The sequence below is a fragment of the Sphingomonas sp. BAUL-RG-20F-R05-02 genome (genome assembly GCF_022662305.1).
Lineage (GTDB): Bacteria > Pseudomonadota > Alphaproteobacteria > Sphingomonadales > Sphingomonadaceae > Sphingomonas.
Genome location: NZ_JAKNQH010000003.1, coordinates 80,473 through 94,124 on the forward strand (window position 1 = coordinate 80,473; position 13,652 = coordinate 94,124).

The window sequence follows — 13,652 nt, forward strand, 5'->3', positions numbered from 1 at the left end:
GTCACGCGACGTCCAGCCGGCGACGATAGCCGGCATCAGCAACACTCGTCTGTCGATTTCGTGATGGCAGCGTCGCCGGCGTGCGCGACGCGCCAACGCAGAGTTTCGACCCCGAATGGCCAAAGCCCAGCGTAAAGCCTTACGCCGAGGTGACGGATCTCGCCGTGCGGACCGGCCCGGTTCTGCATCGGGGAAGGGCCGAGCAGGAGACACGGAGCTTACACACCCAAACACACAAACCCCGGCAGCCTCGCGGCCACCGGGGTTGTGCATCGCTCTCGTAATCTAGAAAGCTCGCGTGCGGCTCCAACACCCGAAGGGGGCGGCGCCGAAGCCTTCGCTGGAGCTTACTGGAGCAGCTTCATCACGCTCTGGGTCGACTGGTTCGCCTGCGCGAGCATCGCGGTCGAAGCCTGGGTGAGGATCTGCGCCTTGGCGAGGTTGGTCGATTCGGTCGAGAAGTCGGCGTCCTGGATGCGGCTCTGCGCGTCGGACAGGTTGGTCGAGTTGGTGGTGAGGTTGTTCACCGCCGAGGTCAGTTGGTTCTCCGTCGCGCCGAGGCTGGCGCGCGCGGTTGCGACGGTGGCGATGGCGGTGTCGTAATTGGCCAGCGTTGCGCTTGCCACCGAGGCGCCACCGGTGACGACCTTCGCGAGATTGGTGTCTGTGGTCAGTTTCGGCAGCGTCATGGTGACGCTGTCCGACGCGTTGGCGCCGGCCTGGATGCTGACCACGCCAGCGCTTCCGGCCGAACCGTCGAACAGGTTTTTGCCGTTGAACTGGCTGTTGGCCAGTACGTTGCTGATCTGGCTGGCGAGTGCGTCCTGCTCGAGCTTGATGTTCGACAGGTCGCTGGTCGAATAGGTCCCGTTGGCAGACTGTACCGTCAACTCACGCATGCGCTGGAGCATATTGGTGACTTCGTCGAGCGAGCCTTCCGCCGTCTGCGCCATCGAAATGCCGTCGTTCGCGTTGCGAATGCCCTGGTTCATGCCAGTCACCTGCGACTGCATGGATGTGGCGATGGCGAGGCCCGCGGCATCGTCCTTGGCGGAGTTGATGCGCTTGCCGGTCGACAGCCGCTCCTGTGCGGTCTGCAACATCATCGAGGCTTTATTCGAGGCGCTCGACGAGCGCAGCGCGGAAATATTGCTGCCGATAACAGTCATGGTTCGTGTCTCCATTACCCGACGTGACCCCGCCGCCCCCTGGCGGAGGGCTGAGCCGTCGAGACCAGAAACGACCGGTTCGAAATCGCCTTAAGCGAAAAGTGCAGGTGCTGTTCCACCGATGAAGACCCCGACGGCAAAGCCGCCGGGGTCTCGCGCGATCCCGCGCCGGATACGCTGGCGCGTGGAGGATCGCTTGCCGGCCCCGGGACGCCCGGGGGATGCGTGCCGAACACGGCCGGCAAGTCTGGTGCCGCTTTTACCGCAGCAGCGACATCACGCTCGACGTCGACTGGTTCGCCTGCGCGAGCATCGCGGTCGAAGCCTGGCTGAGGATCTGCGCCTTGGCGAGGTTGGTCGATTCGGTCGAGAAGTCGGCGTCCTGGATGCGGCTCTGCGCGTCTGCCAGGTTGGTCGAGTTGGTGGTGAGGTTGTTCACCGCCGACGTCAGCCGGTTCTCGGTGGCGCCGAGGCCCGCGCGCGTTGTGCCGATCTTGGCGATCGCCGAGTCGTAGTCGGTGAGGCTTGCCCCCGCCACCGACGCGCCGCTTGCCACAACCTTGGCGAGATCGGTGTCGGTCTTGAGGTTGGCGAGGTTCAGTGTGACCGTGTCGGACGCATTGGCGCCGGCCTGGATCGTCACCGCGCCGGCGCTGCCGGCCGTGCCGTCGAACAGGTTCTTGCCGTTGAACTGCGTGTTGTTGACGACGCTGGTGATCTGCGAGGCGAGCGCGTCCTGCTCGGTCTTCATGTTGGCGACGTCGCTGGTCGAATAGGTGCCGTTGGCCGACTGGACCTTCAGCTCGCGCATGCGCTGGAGCATGTTCGTCACCTCATCGAGCGAACCTTCGGCGGTCTGCGCCATCGAGATGCCGTCGTTGGCGTTGCGGATGCCCTGGTTCATGCCGGTGATCTGCGACTGCATCGACGTCGCGATGGCGAGGCCGGCGGCGTCGTCGCGCGCCGAGTTGATGCGTCTGCCGGTCGAGAGGCGCTGCTGCGCGGTCTGCAACATCGACGAGGCCGAGTTCGAGGCGCTGGCAGCGCGCAGCGCCGCGACATTGGTTCCGATGACGGTCATTTGCTAAAACTCCATTGCCGCTTCACCGCCCCCACCCGATGCGGAGAGCCAAGCTGACAAGAGGAGAAACGGCAGGACCTTGCCGAGCTTTAGGCGAAAAAATGCCGATCGGCGGCGACGCCTTGCCGGTTGCCGTTTTTTGCCGGGCAAACCTCCGAACTGGCGGCAACCGTTCTACGCGGGCGCGCCCGGAAATAACGCGTAAGCGCGGAAATATCTTGCCGGGCGGCAAAGTGCTTAACCGGTCGTTTACCAGAATTGACGCATTTCATGTCCCGTCAAAGGGGAAGTTCATGCGCTCCATCGTTCCGTCGGCCGCCGTGCTCCGGCAGAAATTCACGCTCGTTTCGTCGCTGCGTGCGCAAGGGTTCAATGTTGCCGCTGCCGGCGGCAAGCCGCAGCCGGGCGAAATTTATCTCGTCGCGGACGGCGAACCGGTCGCTGCGCCGGCGCGCACCGTGATCCTGGGAGAGGACGGCCGGTATGTGACCCCCTCGCGCGATGGTGCGCCGGCGCGCGTCGGGTATGACAGCAGCGATGCGGCGGTCGGCAACGCCTTCGTACGGGCGCTGGTGGCGGAAGCCGAAGCGCCGACTGCCGCCGATCCCGAGAGCCTCGCGCTGTATGCGCTGGCGGAGCGGGTCGCACAGGCGGATATCACCGTGCTCATCAACGGCCCGACCGGTACCGGCAAGGAGGTGCTGGCGCGCACCATCCACCTCGCCTCGGAACGGCGCGACAAGCCATTCGTAGCGATCAACTGCGCGGCGCTGCCCGAAGCGATGCTGGAGGCGATGCTGTTCGGCCACCAGAAGGGTGCGTTCACCGGTGCATCGTCGGGCGGCGAGGGGTTCTTCCGCGCGGCGCATGGCGGCACCTTGCTGCTCGACGAGATCGCCGAGATGCCGATCCAGCTTCAAGCCAAGTTGCTGCGTGCGCTTCAGGAACGCGAGGTGGTGCCGATTGGCGCATCGGTGCCGATCCCGGTCGACGTACGCGTGATCGCCTGCGCGAACCGCGACTTGCAGGACGAGGTGGCGGCGGGCCGGTTCCGCGCCGACCTCTATTACCGCCTGTCGGTGTTCCCGCTCACCACCAAGCCGCTGGCCGATCGCCCGCAGGATATCCCCGCGCTCGCCGCAACCTTGGTGCTGCGCCATGCCGGCAACCGCAAGACGGTGCCGTGGCTGGACCCTTCCGCGATCGCGGTGCTGATGGATCATGCCTGGCCCGGCAACGTGCGTGAGCTGGAGAATGTGATCCAGCGCGCGCTGTTGTTCGCCGGCGGCGACACGATCGCGGCACAGCACATCCTGTTCGATCGGCCGAGCGCGCCCGCCAATCCGACGCCCGTGCCGGTCATCGCCTTTCCGGTCGCGCAAGGCGAAGCGCCAGCACAGCCGGCGACGCTCGGCAACATCGTGCAGATGCATGAGTTCCAGGCGATCCGTGACACGCTGGCGGCATGCGGCGGCAGCCGGATAGAGACGGCGCGGCGGCTCGGCATTTCCGAACGCACATTGCGCTACCGCCTCGCCAAGGCGCGCGAGCAGGGTGAGGACATCACCCGTGCACATGCCCGGGTGATGAGCGCATGACCGCGATTTCCGGCGCGATGGGTGTCGACCGGGTGATGGCGCTCCGATCGCAGATCCTCGAACGCAATCAGGCGCTGTCCCGCGCGAGTGCCACCGACGCGGCGGCGCCGGCGACGGAGGCCAAGTCGGCGAGTTTCAGCTCGACGATGGAAGACGCACTGAAGGCGGTCAACCAGGGCCAGAACGACGCCGCCAAGATCAGCGAATCCTACGAACGCGGCGAGACGGTCGACATCGCCAAGGTGATGCTCGCCCGCCAGCAGGCGTCGGTCGGCTTCGAGGCGACCTTGCAGGTCCGCAACAAGATCCTGTCCGCTTACAAGGACATCATGAGCATGCCGGTATAAACGATGAGCAACGCTCTTACCCCCCCCAATCAGACGATTGCGAACCCCGTCGCCGCGCTCGTGCCGGAACGCTTCGCCAATCCGCTGCGGCAGATGCAGGGCCTGCTAGCGCAGCCGGCGGTTCGACGCAGCCTGCCGATGGCGCTGCTGGTCGGCCTTGTCGTCGCCGCCGGACTCGCGTGGCTGATGCTCGCCACGCCGACGCAGAAGACGCTGTTTCAAGCGCTGCCCGATGCCGACAAAGCGTCGGTGACGGCGGCGCTGGATGCCGCCAACATCAAGTCGCACATCGACGGCGGCACCGGTGCGCTGACCGTTAACGAGGATGATTATTCGCGCGCGCGTATCCTGCTTGCCGGACAGGGCCTGCCCAAGGCAGCGCCGGGCGGGTATGCGATCCTCGACCAGTTGCCGATGGGCGTGTCCCGCGCGGTGGAGGGCGAGCGGCTGCGGCAGGCGCGCGAGACCGAGCTGGCGCGTTCGATCCAGGAGATCGACGCGGTCGCCGAGGCGCGGGTGCATCTCGCCATGCCGGAAGCCTCCGTCTTCGTGCGCGACAATGCCGCACCTTCGGCTTCGGTCATCGTCAAGCTACAGCCGGGCCGCTCGCTTGGCGATGCGCAGGTGTCGTCGATCGTCAACCTCGTCGCTTCGTCGGTGCCGGGGATGAAGCCGGATGCGGTGACGATCGTCGATCAGATGGGCGGGCTGCTCACCAAGGGCGATCAGAGCGCCGCTGGTGCTGCTACCGACGAGCGCGTGCGGTTCCAGCGTACCGTCGAGGAGAAGTACCGCGCGCAGGTGATGCAGTTGCTCACGCCTTTGGTCGGCGCGGGCAATTTCACCACCGAGATTCAGGCCGATGTCGATCTCGACGAGACTCAGGCGACGCGTGAAAGCTACGACAAGACCGGCACGCTCCGCGCCGAACAGGGCCAGTGGACCGGCAACCAGAAGGACACCGCCGCGCCCGGCGGAATCCCCGGCGCGCTGTCGAACACGCCGCCGCCCGCATCGCAACTGAGCGTGCCGCAGCCGCAGCCGACCCCGGCGGCGGGGGCCGCGCCCGGCGCGGCCACGCCCGGCGCGACGACGACGCCCGGCGGCCCGATCACCGATGCGATGAAGCAGAGCGACCAGTTCGCCCGCGCCTATGATCTTGGCAAGGAAGTGTCGGTGACGCGCGGTGCGCCCGGCGGCATCAAGCGGCTGTCGGTGGCGGTGCTGCTGCGCGATCCCGATGGCGCCAAGCCGCGCTCGGCAATGGAGATCCAGCAGATCACCCAACTGGTGCGGACGGCGGTCGGCTTTGACCAGAGCCGCAACGATCAGGTCGTCGTCATCAGCCGCAAGTTCGCCGGCTCGGCCGAACTCGACGCCAAGCAGCCGTGGTACGATGCCGGTTGGTTGCCGGTGATCGCCCGCAACGTCACCGCCATCGTCATCGCGCTGCTGGTGCTGTTCCTCGGCGTACGCCCGCTCGCCAAGGCGCTGCTCAAGAAGCCGGACGCGGCGATCGATCCGGACGCGAGGCTGGCGGTGCGCGCCGATGGCACGCCGACCGACGGCGGGGTCGATGAGGAGGATGAGGTCGTCACGCCGCCTGCGCCGGTGTCGATCGGCGAGTTGGAGAGTGCGGTCAATTACGACGACCGGATCGACATGGTGCGCGGCTTCACCCGCGACAACCCGGCGCGCGCGGCCCTGGCGGTGCGCGACATGATCAGGGCGGATGCGAAATCATGAATGCGATGACCCCGATGCGCACCTATACCGGTGTCGAGCGTGCCGCCGTGCTGATGATGCTGGTCGGCGAGGAAGAAGCCGCCGCCATCCTCCAGAAGCTCGAACCCGAGGAAGTCCGCCAGCTTGGCAAGGCGATGTTCGCGGTGGCGGACGTGAGCGAGGCCGAGGTGGAGAGCGTGCTCGACGACTTCATCGACAAGGCGCGCGAGCGTACCACGATCGGCTTCGATCCGCGCCCCAAGATCGAATCGGTGATGACCAAGGCGCTCGGCCGCGAAAAGGCCGACAGCGTGCTGGCGCGGATCGTGCCGGCGCAGGATGCTTGCCAGATCGACCTGCTCGATTGGCTCGACGCGCCCGAGATCGCCGCGACGATCGAGAAGGAGCATCCCCAGATCGCCGCCGTGCTGATCGCCAACCTCGATCCCGCCGTCGCCGCGCAGGTGCTTGAGTTGCTGCCCGATGCGGTGCAGCCCGACATCCTGCACCGCATCGCGCGGCTCGGGCCGATCACGCCGGAGGCGGTCGATACCCTGCGCACCGTGCTGGCCAAGCGTTCGGGCAAGACCCAGGGCGGCGCGGGCGTCACGCTCGGCGGCACCAAGGAGGCGGCGAAGATCATGTCGTCCGCGCGCAAAACCACCGAGCAGCGCGTGATGCCCAAATTGTTCAAGATCGACCGCGAAGTCGCCAAGGCGATCGAGGAGGCGATGTTCGTGTTCGACAACCTGCTCGACCTCGACGACAAGAACCTCGGCACGCTGATCCGCAACATCGACGGCGATGTGCTGACCCGGGCGCTGAAGGGCGTGGACGAGGCGGCGCGGAACCGGTTCCTGGGCTGCATGTCGGCGCGCGCCGCCGACGGTATTCGCGACGAAATGGAATCGCGCGGGCCGATGAAGCTCTCCGAAGTGCTGGAAGCGCAAAAGGTCATCATCCAGATCGCGCGCAATCTTGCCAAGGACGGCACGATCCAGATGGGCGGAGGCGAGGACGATTATGTCTAACTTCATCTCCGGCCTTGCTACCGCGCGTCACGATGCCCTTGGCGAAGCGTTGCAACGCGCGTTTGATGTCATGCCGGGCTTTGCGGCGGCGGAAGCGCGCGGCATCGCGGCGGCCTATACCGCCGCCTTTACCGCGCGTGACGAGGCGGTCGCACACGGCGTCTCCGCGCCGGACGGTCCACGCCACTTCTCACCAGCCGACCCCGCCGCCGATCCCACCGAGGGCTGGGACCCGTTCGAGCCGGAGGCCGAGCCCATCGGCCCGAGCCTCTTCGTCGATCCGGTCGAAGTCGCGCGTAGTGCCGGTTATGACGCGGGGTATGCCGATGCGCTCGCCGAGGCGCGCGCGGTAGCCGATCGCGACCAGACGCTGCTGGCGCAGCTCGGCGCGGCGTTGCAGGCGGGCAGCCGGCTTGACCGCGAGGCGGTCGCGCGCCGGCTGCGGCAGACGGTGCTGTATCTCGTCACGCAATTGGTCGGCGAGATTGGCGTCGCGCCGGAGCGGCTGGCCAAGCGGATCACCGCCGCCACCGACCTGCTGAGCGACCAAACCGAATCGGCTATGCTGCGCGTCAACCCCGGCGACGTCGCGCTGCTGGAGGGCAAGCTGCCGGCCAGCGTGTTCGCGGTCGGCGATGCTGGCGTCGCGCGCGGCAGCTTCGTGCTCGAGGCCGCCTCGACTATCGTCGAGGACGGGCCGGAACTGTGGCTCGAACAGCTTGCCCACGCAATCGAACGGGTCGCCGTCCCGGGGGATGAGACCTGATGCTCAACCGATTTACCGGCGATTATCTCGAGTCGCTCGGTCTTGCCCTTGATCCCGCGCCGAAAGTGTCGGGGCGGCTGGCGTCGTATGACGGGCTGCTGATGGAGGCGGTCGGACTGTCATTGCCGGTCGGGACGGTGTGTCAGATCGGCGCGAAAGGCGTGGGCGTCGAGGCCGAGGTGATTGGCTTCCGAAACGGTCGTACCTTGCTGATGAATCTTGGTGGCCCCGCGCCTTTGTTGCCGCAGATGCCGGTGCGACCGGTCGGCGAACCGGGCGAGGCGGAGGTCGGCGCGGCGCTGCTCGGGCGGGTGCTCGACGGTGCGGGCAAGCCGATCGACGGGCTCGGCCCGATCCGGGGCGCCGGGCGCTGGCCATTGGCGGGCAAGCTGCAAAGCCCGCTCGATCGTGGCCGCGTGCTGCAGCCGCTCGACGTTGGCGTGCGGGCGATCAACGGATTGCTGACGGTCGGGCAGGGGCAGCGGATCGGCATCATGGCGGGATCGGGCGTCGGCAAATCGGTGCTGCTCGGCATGATCGTGCGCGCCGCCAAGGCCGACGTGATCGTGATCGGCCTGATCGGCGAGCGCAGCCGGGAAGTGGCCGACTTCCTCGAAACCAAGGTAGCGGGGGAAGCGCGTAAACGCGCCGTCGTGGTCGCGGTGCCGGCCAATCACTCGCCGGTGTTGCGCATCCGTGGGGCTTTGCGCGCCACCGCGATCGCCGAGGCGTTTCGCGCCGAGGGCAAGCAGGTGCTGCTCATCATGGACAGCCTTACCCGCGTGGCGCACGCCGGGCGTGAGATCGGCCTAGCACTGGGTGAACCGGCGTCGGCGCGCGGCTATCCACCCTCGGCGATCGCGATGCTGCCCAACCTGATCGAGCGTGCCGGCACCGACGTGCACAGCGGCGGCTCGATCACCGCGATCTACACGGTGCTGGCGGATGGTGACGACGGCAACGACCCGGTGGTGGATTCGGCGCGCTCGATCCTTGATGGGCATATCGTGCTCTCGCGCGCGCTTGCCGAGCGTGGCGTGTATCCCGCGATCGACATCGGTCCCTCGGTGAGCCGGGTGATGACCGACATCACGCCAAAGCCGCACCAGCAGGCGGCGCGGACGCTCCGGCGACACCTCGCCACTTATGAGGAGAACCGCGACCTCGTGCTGATGGGCGCGTATCGTGCCGGAGCGGATCCGGCGATCGACGCAGCGCTCGCGTGTCATCCCGCGATTATGGAATATGTGAAGCAGGACCCGGATGAGATGGTGCCGCTGGCCGATGCGGTGGGGGAACTGACGGGCGTGTTCGGTGACGGTTAGGCTGCGTTGAATGGCCGATAAGAAGAAACTCGAACGCCTGCTGCGCGTCCGCACCTTGCAACTCGGCCTGGTGCGCGCCGATGAGGCGCAGGCGCACGCCCGCGTCGCCAGCGAGGCGAATCTACGCGCGCGCATTGCGCAGCTTGCCGGCGACGTCGCGCCTACGTCAAGTCCGACGCCTACCGCCGGTGTGTCGCTCGTCGCGGCCGCGCACTTCCGCGAGCGACTGCACCATAGCGCCGAAGCCGCCGAGGGCCGCGTGCGCGCGGCGCAGGCGGTGGCAGCCCGCGCGGCCGAGGCGACACGCGAGGCCAAGCGCGACCAGAGCGCGATCGAAAAGCTGATGGAGCGTGCCGCCGCCGAGGCCGCGCTCAAGGAGATCCGCGCCCTGGAAGCGGCACCGCCGTCGCGCAAAATCCGGCACGATCCTTGCTGATCCACGCCTGAGCGCCTGCGGGCGTGGAGTATCGGGGGGTCAATGGTCGCGCTTTCGCCTGTCAGTCAAACTATGTCCGCGCTTGCCGATGGTCGCCGCGCGCCGCGTGGGGATGCGGATGGCAGCTTCGCGCTGGCGCTGGCCGCGCTGAGCGGTGGTGATGACGACGGCAACCTGGTCGCACCGCCGCAACGGCAAGACGAAGCCGACGGCGGCAAGGCCTTGCCGGGTACCGCTGCTGATCCTGCCGCCCCGGCGATGCTCGAATCGCTGCGGTGGTCGCCTGCCGGGCTGTCGCCGAGCGCGCCGGTGCCGGCCGATCTACAGCCGGCGATCGTCGCGCGCGATCCCATGTCGGACGACACCCGCGTTTCCGGCAGCGCGCGTGAGGCAGTGGTCGGCGACGCTGCGGTTCGCGCCAAGTTACCCGATCTGTTGCCAAACGCGCGGTTCACGGCGGTTCCGGCGGTTCCGGCGGGTAGCGCGAAGCCGGCACCGGCCTCCCTGCAGCCGGCGATCGTCGTGCGCGATCCCGTCTCGGATAACACCGGCATTTTTGTCAGCGCGCGTAAAGCGGCGGTGGCCGCCGCCGCGGTTGGCACCAAGTTACCCAATCTATTGCCAAACGCGCGGTTCGCGCCGGTCGCGCCAGCGGCGGTCCCGGTGGGTTTCGACAAGCCAGCGCCGGCTGCCGAGACGCTTGGCGCGCCGGTGCCGGCCGGCCTGCAGCCGGCGATCGTCGCGCGCGATCCCGTGTTGGGCCACACCGGCATCCCTGAAATGGCTGCTAAGACGGTGATCGGCGATGCCTCGGTGCACGCTACGCCATCTGACCTGTCCCACGCCGCCGATCACAGCGCAGCGCTGCACGTCGCGGTGGCGTCACAGGGCCAGCCGCAGCCTGCGCGGGGCGCCACGCCGACAGTTTCCGTCCACGTCGCCGCGCTTGGCACGGACTCGACCAAGCATGAGGATCGCAAGAAGGCGACCGCCGATCCCGTCGTTCCACAAACAGGGCTGACTACCGAAATCGCGTTGCAGAACGTGGCGCAGCCGACCGGCGACACCCGCCATGTGCCGCTCGATCTGCGCGACGATACCGGTCCGCAAAAGATGATCGACCATATCGAAACGCTGCGGGACGACGCGGATGCGAACGACACGCACATCCGGCTCGCGCCCGAGGCGCTCGGCGGGGTGGATGTGGCGGTACGACGCTCGGGCGATGCCGTGCACGTTCAATTCACCGCCAAAACCGAGGCCACGCGCGCGCTGCTCACCGAGGCGCAGCCGCGTCTGGTCGAGCTCGCGGATCAGCGCGGCGTGCGGATCGCCGGCGCTAGCGTGGATAGTGGCACCGATGGCGCGGGTAGCGAAAGCGGGCGGCAGTCCCAGCCGCAGCGCCCGGCCAGCCCGTCGACCCTCGACCCTCGACTGTTGTGGTTGCCTACCGGGCTGTTGCCGAACGCGCCGGTCGCGCCAGCGGCGGTCCAGGTGGGTATCGCCAAGCCGGCCCCGGTCATCGGCGCGCTTGGCGCGCCGGCGATGGCCGACCCGCAGCCCGCGATCGTCGTGCGTGATCCCGTATCAGGGGGCATCGGCTCTTCCGACGTTTCGAATACAGCGGTGGTCGGTGACGCCGCGCTTCGCGCCACGCCATCTGACCTGTTTCGCGCCGCGGACCACGGCGCAGCGCTGCACGTCGCGGTAGCGCCGGTGGCGATACAGGCCCAGCCGCAGCCTGCGCGGGGCGCCACGCCAACGGTTTCCGTCGACGTCGCCGCGCTTGGCATGGATCCGATCAAGTATGACGATCGCAAGAAGGCGGCTGCCGATCCAATCGTTCCACAAACGGGGCTGACCACCGAAGTCGCGTTGCGGAACGTGGTGCAGCCGACTGGCGAGACCCGCCATGTGCCGCTCGATCTGCGCGGAGATACCGGTCTGCAAAAAATGATCGACCATATCGAAACGCTGCGGGACGACGCGAATGCGAACGACACGCACATCCGGCTGGTGCCCGACGCGCTGGGCGGGGTTGATGTGGCGGTGCGACGCTCGGGCGATGCCGTGCACGTCCATTTCACCGCCGAAACCGAGGCCACGCGCGCGCTGCTCACCGAGGCGCAGCCGCGTCTGGTCGAGCTCGCGGATCAACGCGGCGTGCGGATCGCGGGCGCAACCGTGGATAGCGGCACCGGCGGCGCGGGTAGCGGAAGCGGGCAGCAGCCCCAGCCGCAGCGCCAGGCTCCAGCCACCGCCAATGTTTTCATTCCCACCACAATTGAGGGAGCCGGCGAAGATGCCCGGCTCGCCTGACAGGAGCTTGACCGATGAGTGACGCAAAGGCCGACGACAAGGCGCCCAAGAAGAAGGGCGGCATGATGAAGATGCTGATGTTGGGCGTCGGACTGCTGGTGCTGGTCGGCGGCGGCGTGGCAGGCGGCTTGTTCGCGGCGAAGGCCGGGTTCTTCGGCGGCGCTGCGGCGAGGGCCGAGCCGGCCGGCCCCAAGCTCGTTCCCAAAAGCGAGCAGAAGCGCGTCAGTGCAAGTGGCGACGCAAAGGAGGGTGGATCGAGCGGCAACGCACCCCCTACGGGCGAGGGCGGCGACAAATACGCGTCAAATTACTACGCTATGGACAAGGAGTTCACCTCCAACCTCCAGGACAGTACGCATTTCATCCAGGTCGGCCTCGCGGTGTCGACGCCGTACGACGACAGCGTGATCGCGAATTTGAAAACCAACGAGATCGCGGTGCGATCGGCGATCCTGATGGCGCTTGGCGACACGACCGAGGAGCAGGTGTTCACCAGTGCGGGCAAACAGCAGCTCCAGAAGCGGCTGGCCAAGGCAATTAACGATACATTGCAGCAAAAAGAGGGATTCGGCGGGATTGGTAACGTCTACTTTACCAATTTTGTTGTTCAGTGAAGATGCATGGTTAACGGCTCTTCACCCCTGACAAGCGAACGGCGCGAGCGATCGCGTGCGGCGGATCACGGCGCTTTGGGGTCGGCGAACCTCAACCCGTTCGGCGATCTGCACACGTTGCAGCATCTCTCCGCGCGGCTGGCGCGGGGGTTGGGCGGGGTGCTGGAGCCGCTGCTCCGCCGGGAGCTTCGCACCTGGGCGGAGCCGCTGGTGGTGCAGCGTTTCACCGATTACCGCGCCGAGCGGCCGGACGGGCTGACCGCGTGGCAGCCGCTGGCGATGACGTCGGTGCGGGGGGCGGCCGGACAGGCGCTCGCCGTGTTCGACGGGCGGTTCGTGCTGGAACTGCTCGACCTGTTCTTCGGCGGGACCGGCAGCGCGCCGGCTGAGATGCCGAGCGAGTTCACCCCAGCCGCCGAGGCCTTGGTCGCGCGCATCGGCGACATGCTCGCCGAGCCGCTGCGGCAGGCGTGGGAGCCACTCGCCAGACTTGAGTTCGCCGCCGGAGATCCAGAGGCGAACCCCTCGCTGATCCACGATTTCGATGGCGACGATGCGGTCGTCGTCACGCGCTTCGGGCTTGCCTCGGGGCGCGAGAAGCCGATCTTCATCGACCTGCTCTATCCGGTGTCGGGCCTCAAACCGTTCGCGCCGTCGCTGACCGGCAAGGTCCACGGCAAGACCGCCGAGCCTGACCCGACGTGGCGCGCCGGTCTGACCCGCGCGGCGATGAACGTGCGTTTTCCGATCCGCTCCGTGCTGGCCGAGCCGATGATCTCGCTCGCGGTGCTGATGGAATTGAAGGCGGGTGACGTCATCCCGATCAGCGTCGGCGCGGAAGTGCCGGTGATGGTCGGTGGCGACTGCCTCGGCACCGGCACGGTCGGCACCTCCAACGGCAAGGCGGCGATCCGCCTCAACACCCTTCGCGCATTTCACGAGGAAGACCAATGAACGACATGACCGGCGCCTTTGCCGCCGAGGCGAGCGTCGCCGCCAACTTCCGGCTGTTGCAGGATGTCGACGTCAAGCTGACGGTCGAGATCGGCTCGACCAGCCTGACGCTGCGTGAACTGCTCGCGCTCGGCGAATCGAGCGTGATCGAACTCGATCGCCACGCCAACGAACTGCTCGACGTGCTGGTCAACGGTACGCTGATCGGGCGCGGCGAGGTGGTGACGGTGGGCGACCGCTTCGGCGTGCGGATGACCGAGCTGGTCTCCCCGGACAAGCGGGCCTGA

The 13,652-nt window shown here is 67.4% G+C and carries 13 protein-coding genes; 11 read left to right on the forward strand and 2 right to left on the reverse strand.

Features of this window, described 5'->3' with window-relative positions:
• Positions 1–347: 347 nt before the first annotated feature.
• Together L8F97_RS08410 and L8F97_RS08415 are read right to left on the reverse strand one after the other, a co-directional pair.
• Positions 348–1,169, reverse strand: coding sequence for a flagellin (locus tag L8F97_RS08410; protein WP_242148472.1), 822 nt, complete (start codon positions 1,167–1,169; stop codon positions 348–350).
• A gap of 259 nt (positions 1,170–1,428) precedes the next feature.
• On the reverse strand, positions 1,429–2,250 hold the full coding sequence (locus L8F97_RS08415; RefSeq protein WP_242148474.1) for a flagellin: 822 nt from the start codon (positions 2,248–2,250) through the stop codon (positions 1,429–1,431).
• A gap of 293 nt (positions 2,251–2,543) precedes the next feature.
• Here L8F97_RS08415 and L8F97_RS08420 point away from each other — a divergent pair, with 293 nt between their 5' ends.
• From L8F97_RS08420 to fliN, 11 genes are all read left to right on the forward strand, one after another.
• Positions 2,544–3,848 carry a sigma-54 interaction domain-containing protein gene (locus tag L8F97_RS08420; RefSeq protein ID WP_242148475.1) on the forward strand — a complete coding sequence of 435 codons (1,305 nt, stop codon included), beginning with the start codon at positions 2,544–2,546 and terminating at the stop codon, positions 3,846–3,848.
• On the forward strand, positions 3,845–4,195 hold the full coding sequence (fliE, locus tag L8F97_RS08425) for a flagellar hook-basal body complex protein FliE (RefSeq protein WP_242148476.1): 351 nt from the start codon (positions 3,845–3,847) through the stop codon (positions 4,193–4,195). The genes L8F97_RS08420 and fliE overlap by 4 nt, the downstream gene beginning before the upstream one ends.
• Before the next feature lie 3 nt (positions 4,196–4,198).
• Entirely contained in the window at positions 4,199–5,941 is a 1,743-nt protein-coding gene (gene fliF / locus L8F97_RS08430) for a flagellar basal-body MS-ring/collar protein FliF (protein WP_242148477.1), read from the forward strand.
• On the forward strand, positions 5,938–6,951 hold the full coding sequence (gene fliG, locus L8F97_RS08435) for a flagellar motor switch protein FliG (RefSeq protein WP_242148479.1): 1,014 nt from the start codon (positions 5,938–5,940) through the stop codon (positions 6,949–6,951). Before fliF ends, fliG begins: the two co-directional genes overlap by 4 nt.
• Entirely contained in the window at positions 6,944–7,717 is a 774-nt protein-coding gene (locus L8F97_RS08440; protein WP_242148481.1) for a FliH/SctL family protein, read from the forward strand. Before fliG ends, L8F97_RS08440 begins: the two co-directional genes overlap by 8 nt.
• On the forward strand, positions 7,717–9,042 hold the full coding sequence (locus L8F97_RS08445; protein WP_242148483.1) for a FliI/YscN family ATPase: 1,326 nt from the start codon (positions 7,717–7,719) through the stop codon (positions 9,040–9,042). The genes L8F97_RS08440 and L8F97_RS08445 overlap by 1 nt, the downstream gene beginning before the upstream one ends.
• A 10-nt stretch (positions 9,043–9,052) precedes the next feature.
• Positions 9,053–9,478, forward strand: a complete 426-nt coding sequence (locus L8F97_RS08450; protein WP_242148485.1) for a hypothetical protein — start codon at positions 9,053–9,055, stop codon at positions 9,476–9,478.
• A gap of 72 nt (positions 9,479–9,550) precedes the next feature.
• Positions 9,551–11,797, forward strand: a complete 2,247-nt coding sequence (locus tag L8F97_RS08455; protein ID WP_242148487.1) for a flagellar hook-length control protein FliK — start codon at positions 9,551–9,553, stop codon at positions 11,795–11,797.
• A 14-nt stretch (positions 11,798–11,811) separates the two neighbouring features.
• On the forward strand, positions 11,812–12,411 hold the full coding sequence (gene fliL, locus L8F97_RS08460; RefSeq protein ID WP_242148489.1) for a flagellar basal body-associated protein FliL: 600 nt from the start codon (positions 11,812–11,814) through the stop codon (positions 12,409–12,411).
• A 6-nt stretch (positions 12,412–12,417) separates the two neighbouring features.
• Positions 12,418–13,365 carry a flagellar motor switch protein FliM gene (locus L8F97_RS08465; RefSeq protein ID WP_242148491.1) on the forward strand — a complete coding sequence of 316 codons (948 nt, stop codon included), beginning with the start codon at positions 12,418–12,420 and terminating at the stop codon, positions 13,363–13,365.
• Positions 13,362–13,652: a flagellar motor switch protein FliN gene (gene fliN / locus L8F97_RS08470; RefSeq protein ID WP_242148494.1), complete on the forward strand. Its 291-nt coding sequence runs from the start codon at positions 13,362–13,364 to the stop codon at positions 13,650–13,652. The genes L8F97_RS08465 and fliN overlap by 4 nt, the downstream gene beginning before the upstream one ends.

Bases quoted from the DNA above. Each gene is read 5' to 3' on its own strand.
- L8F97_RS08410 (WP_242148472.1), bottom strand. From the start codon at position 1,169: ATGACTGTTATCGGCAGCAATATTTCCGCGCTGCGCTCGTCGAGCGCC.
- L8F97_RS08415 (WP_242148474.1), bottom strand. From the start codon at position 2,250: ATGACCGTCATCGGAACCAATGTCGCGGCGCTGCGCGCTGCCAGCGCC.
- L8F97_RS08420 (WP_242148475.1), top strand. From the start codon at position 2,544: ATGCGCTCCATCGTTCCGTCGGCCGCCGTGCTCCGGCAGAAATTCACG.
- fliE (WP_242148476.1), top strand. From the start codon at position 3,845: ATGACCGCGATTTCCGGCGCGATGGGTGTCGACCGGGTGATGGCGCTC.
- fliF (WP_242148477.1), top strand. From the start codon at position 4,199: ATGAGCAACGCTCTTACCCCCCCCAATCAGACGATTGCGAACCCCGTC.
- fliG (WP_242148479.1), top strand. From the start codon at position 5,938: ATGAATGCGATGACCCCGATGCGCACCTATACCGGTGTCGAGCGTGCC.
- L8F97_RS08440 (WP_242148481.1), top strand. From the start codon at position 6,944: ATGTCTAACTTCATCTCCGGCCTTGCTACCGCGCGTCACGATGCCCTT.
- L8F97_RS08445 (WP_242148483.1), top strand. From the start codon at position 7,717: ATGCTCAACCGATTTACCGGCGATTATCTCGAGTCGCTCGGTCTTGCC.
- L8F97_RS08450 (WP_242148485.1), top strand. From the start codon at position 9,053: ATGGCCGATAAGAAGAAACTCGAACGCCTGCTGCGCGTCCGCACCTTG.
- L8F97_RS08455 (WP_242148487.1), top strand. From the start codon at position 9,551: ATGTCCGCGCTTGCCGATGGTCGCCGCGCGCCGCGTGGGGATGCGGAT.
- fliL (WP_242148489.1), top strand. From the start codon at position 11,812: ATGAGTGACGCAAAGGCCGACGACAAGGCGCCCAAGAAGAAGGGCGGC.
- L8F97_RS08465 (WP_242148491.1), top strand. From the start codon at position 12,418: ATGGTTAACGGCTCTTCACCCCTGACAAGCGAACGGCGCGAGCGATCG.
- fliN (WP_242148494.1), top strand. From the start codon at position 13,362: ATGAACGACATGACCGGCGCCTTTGCCGCCGAGGCGAGCGTCGCCGCC.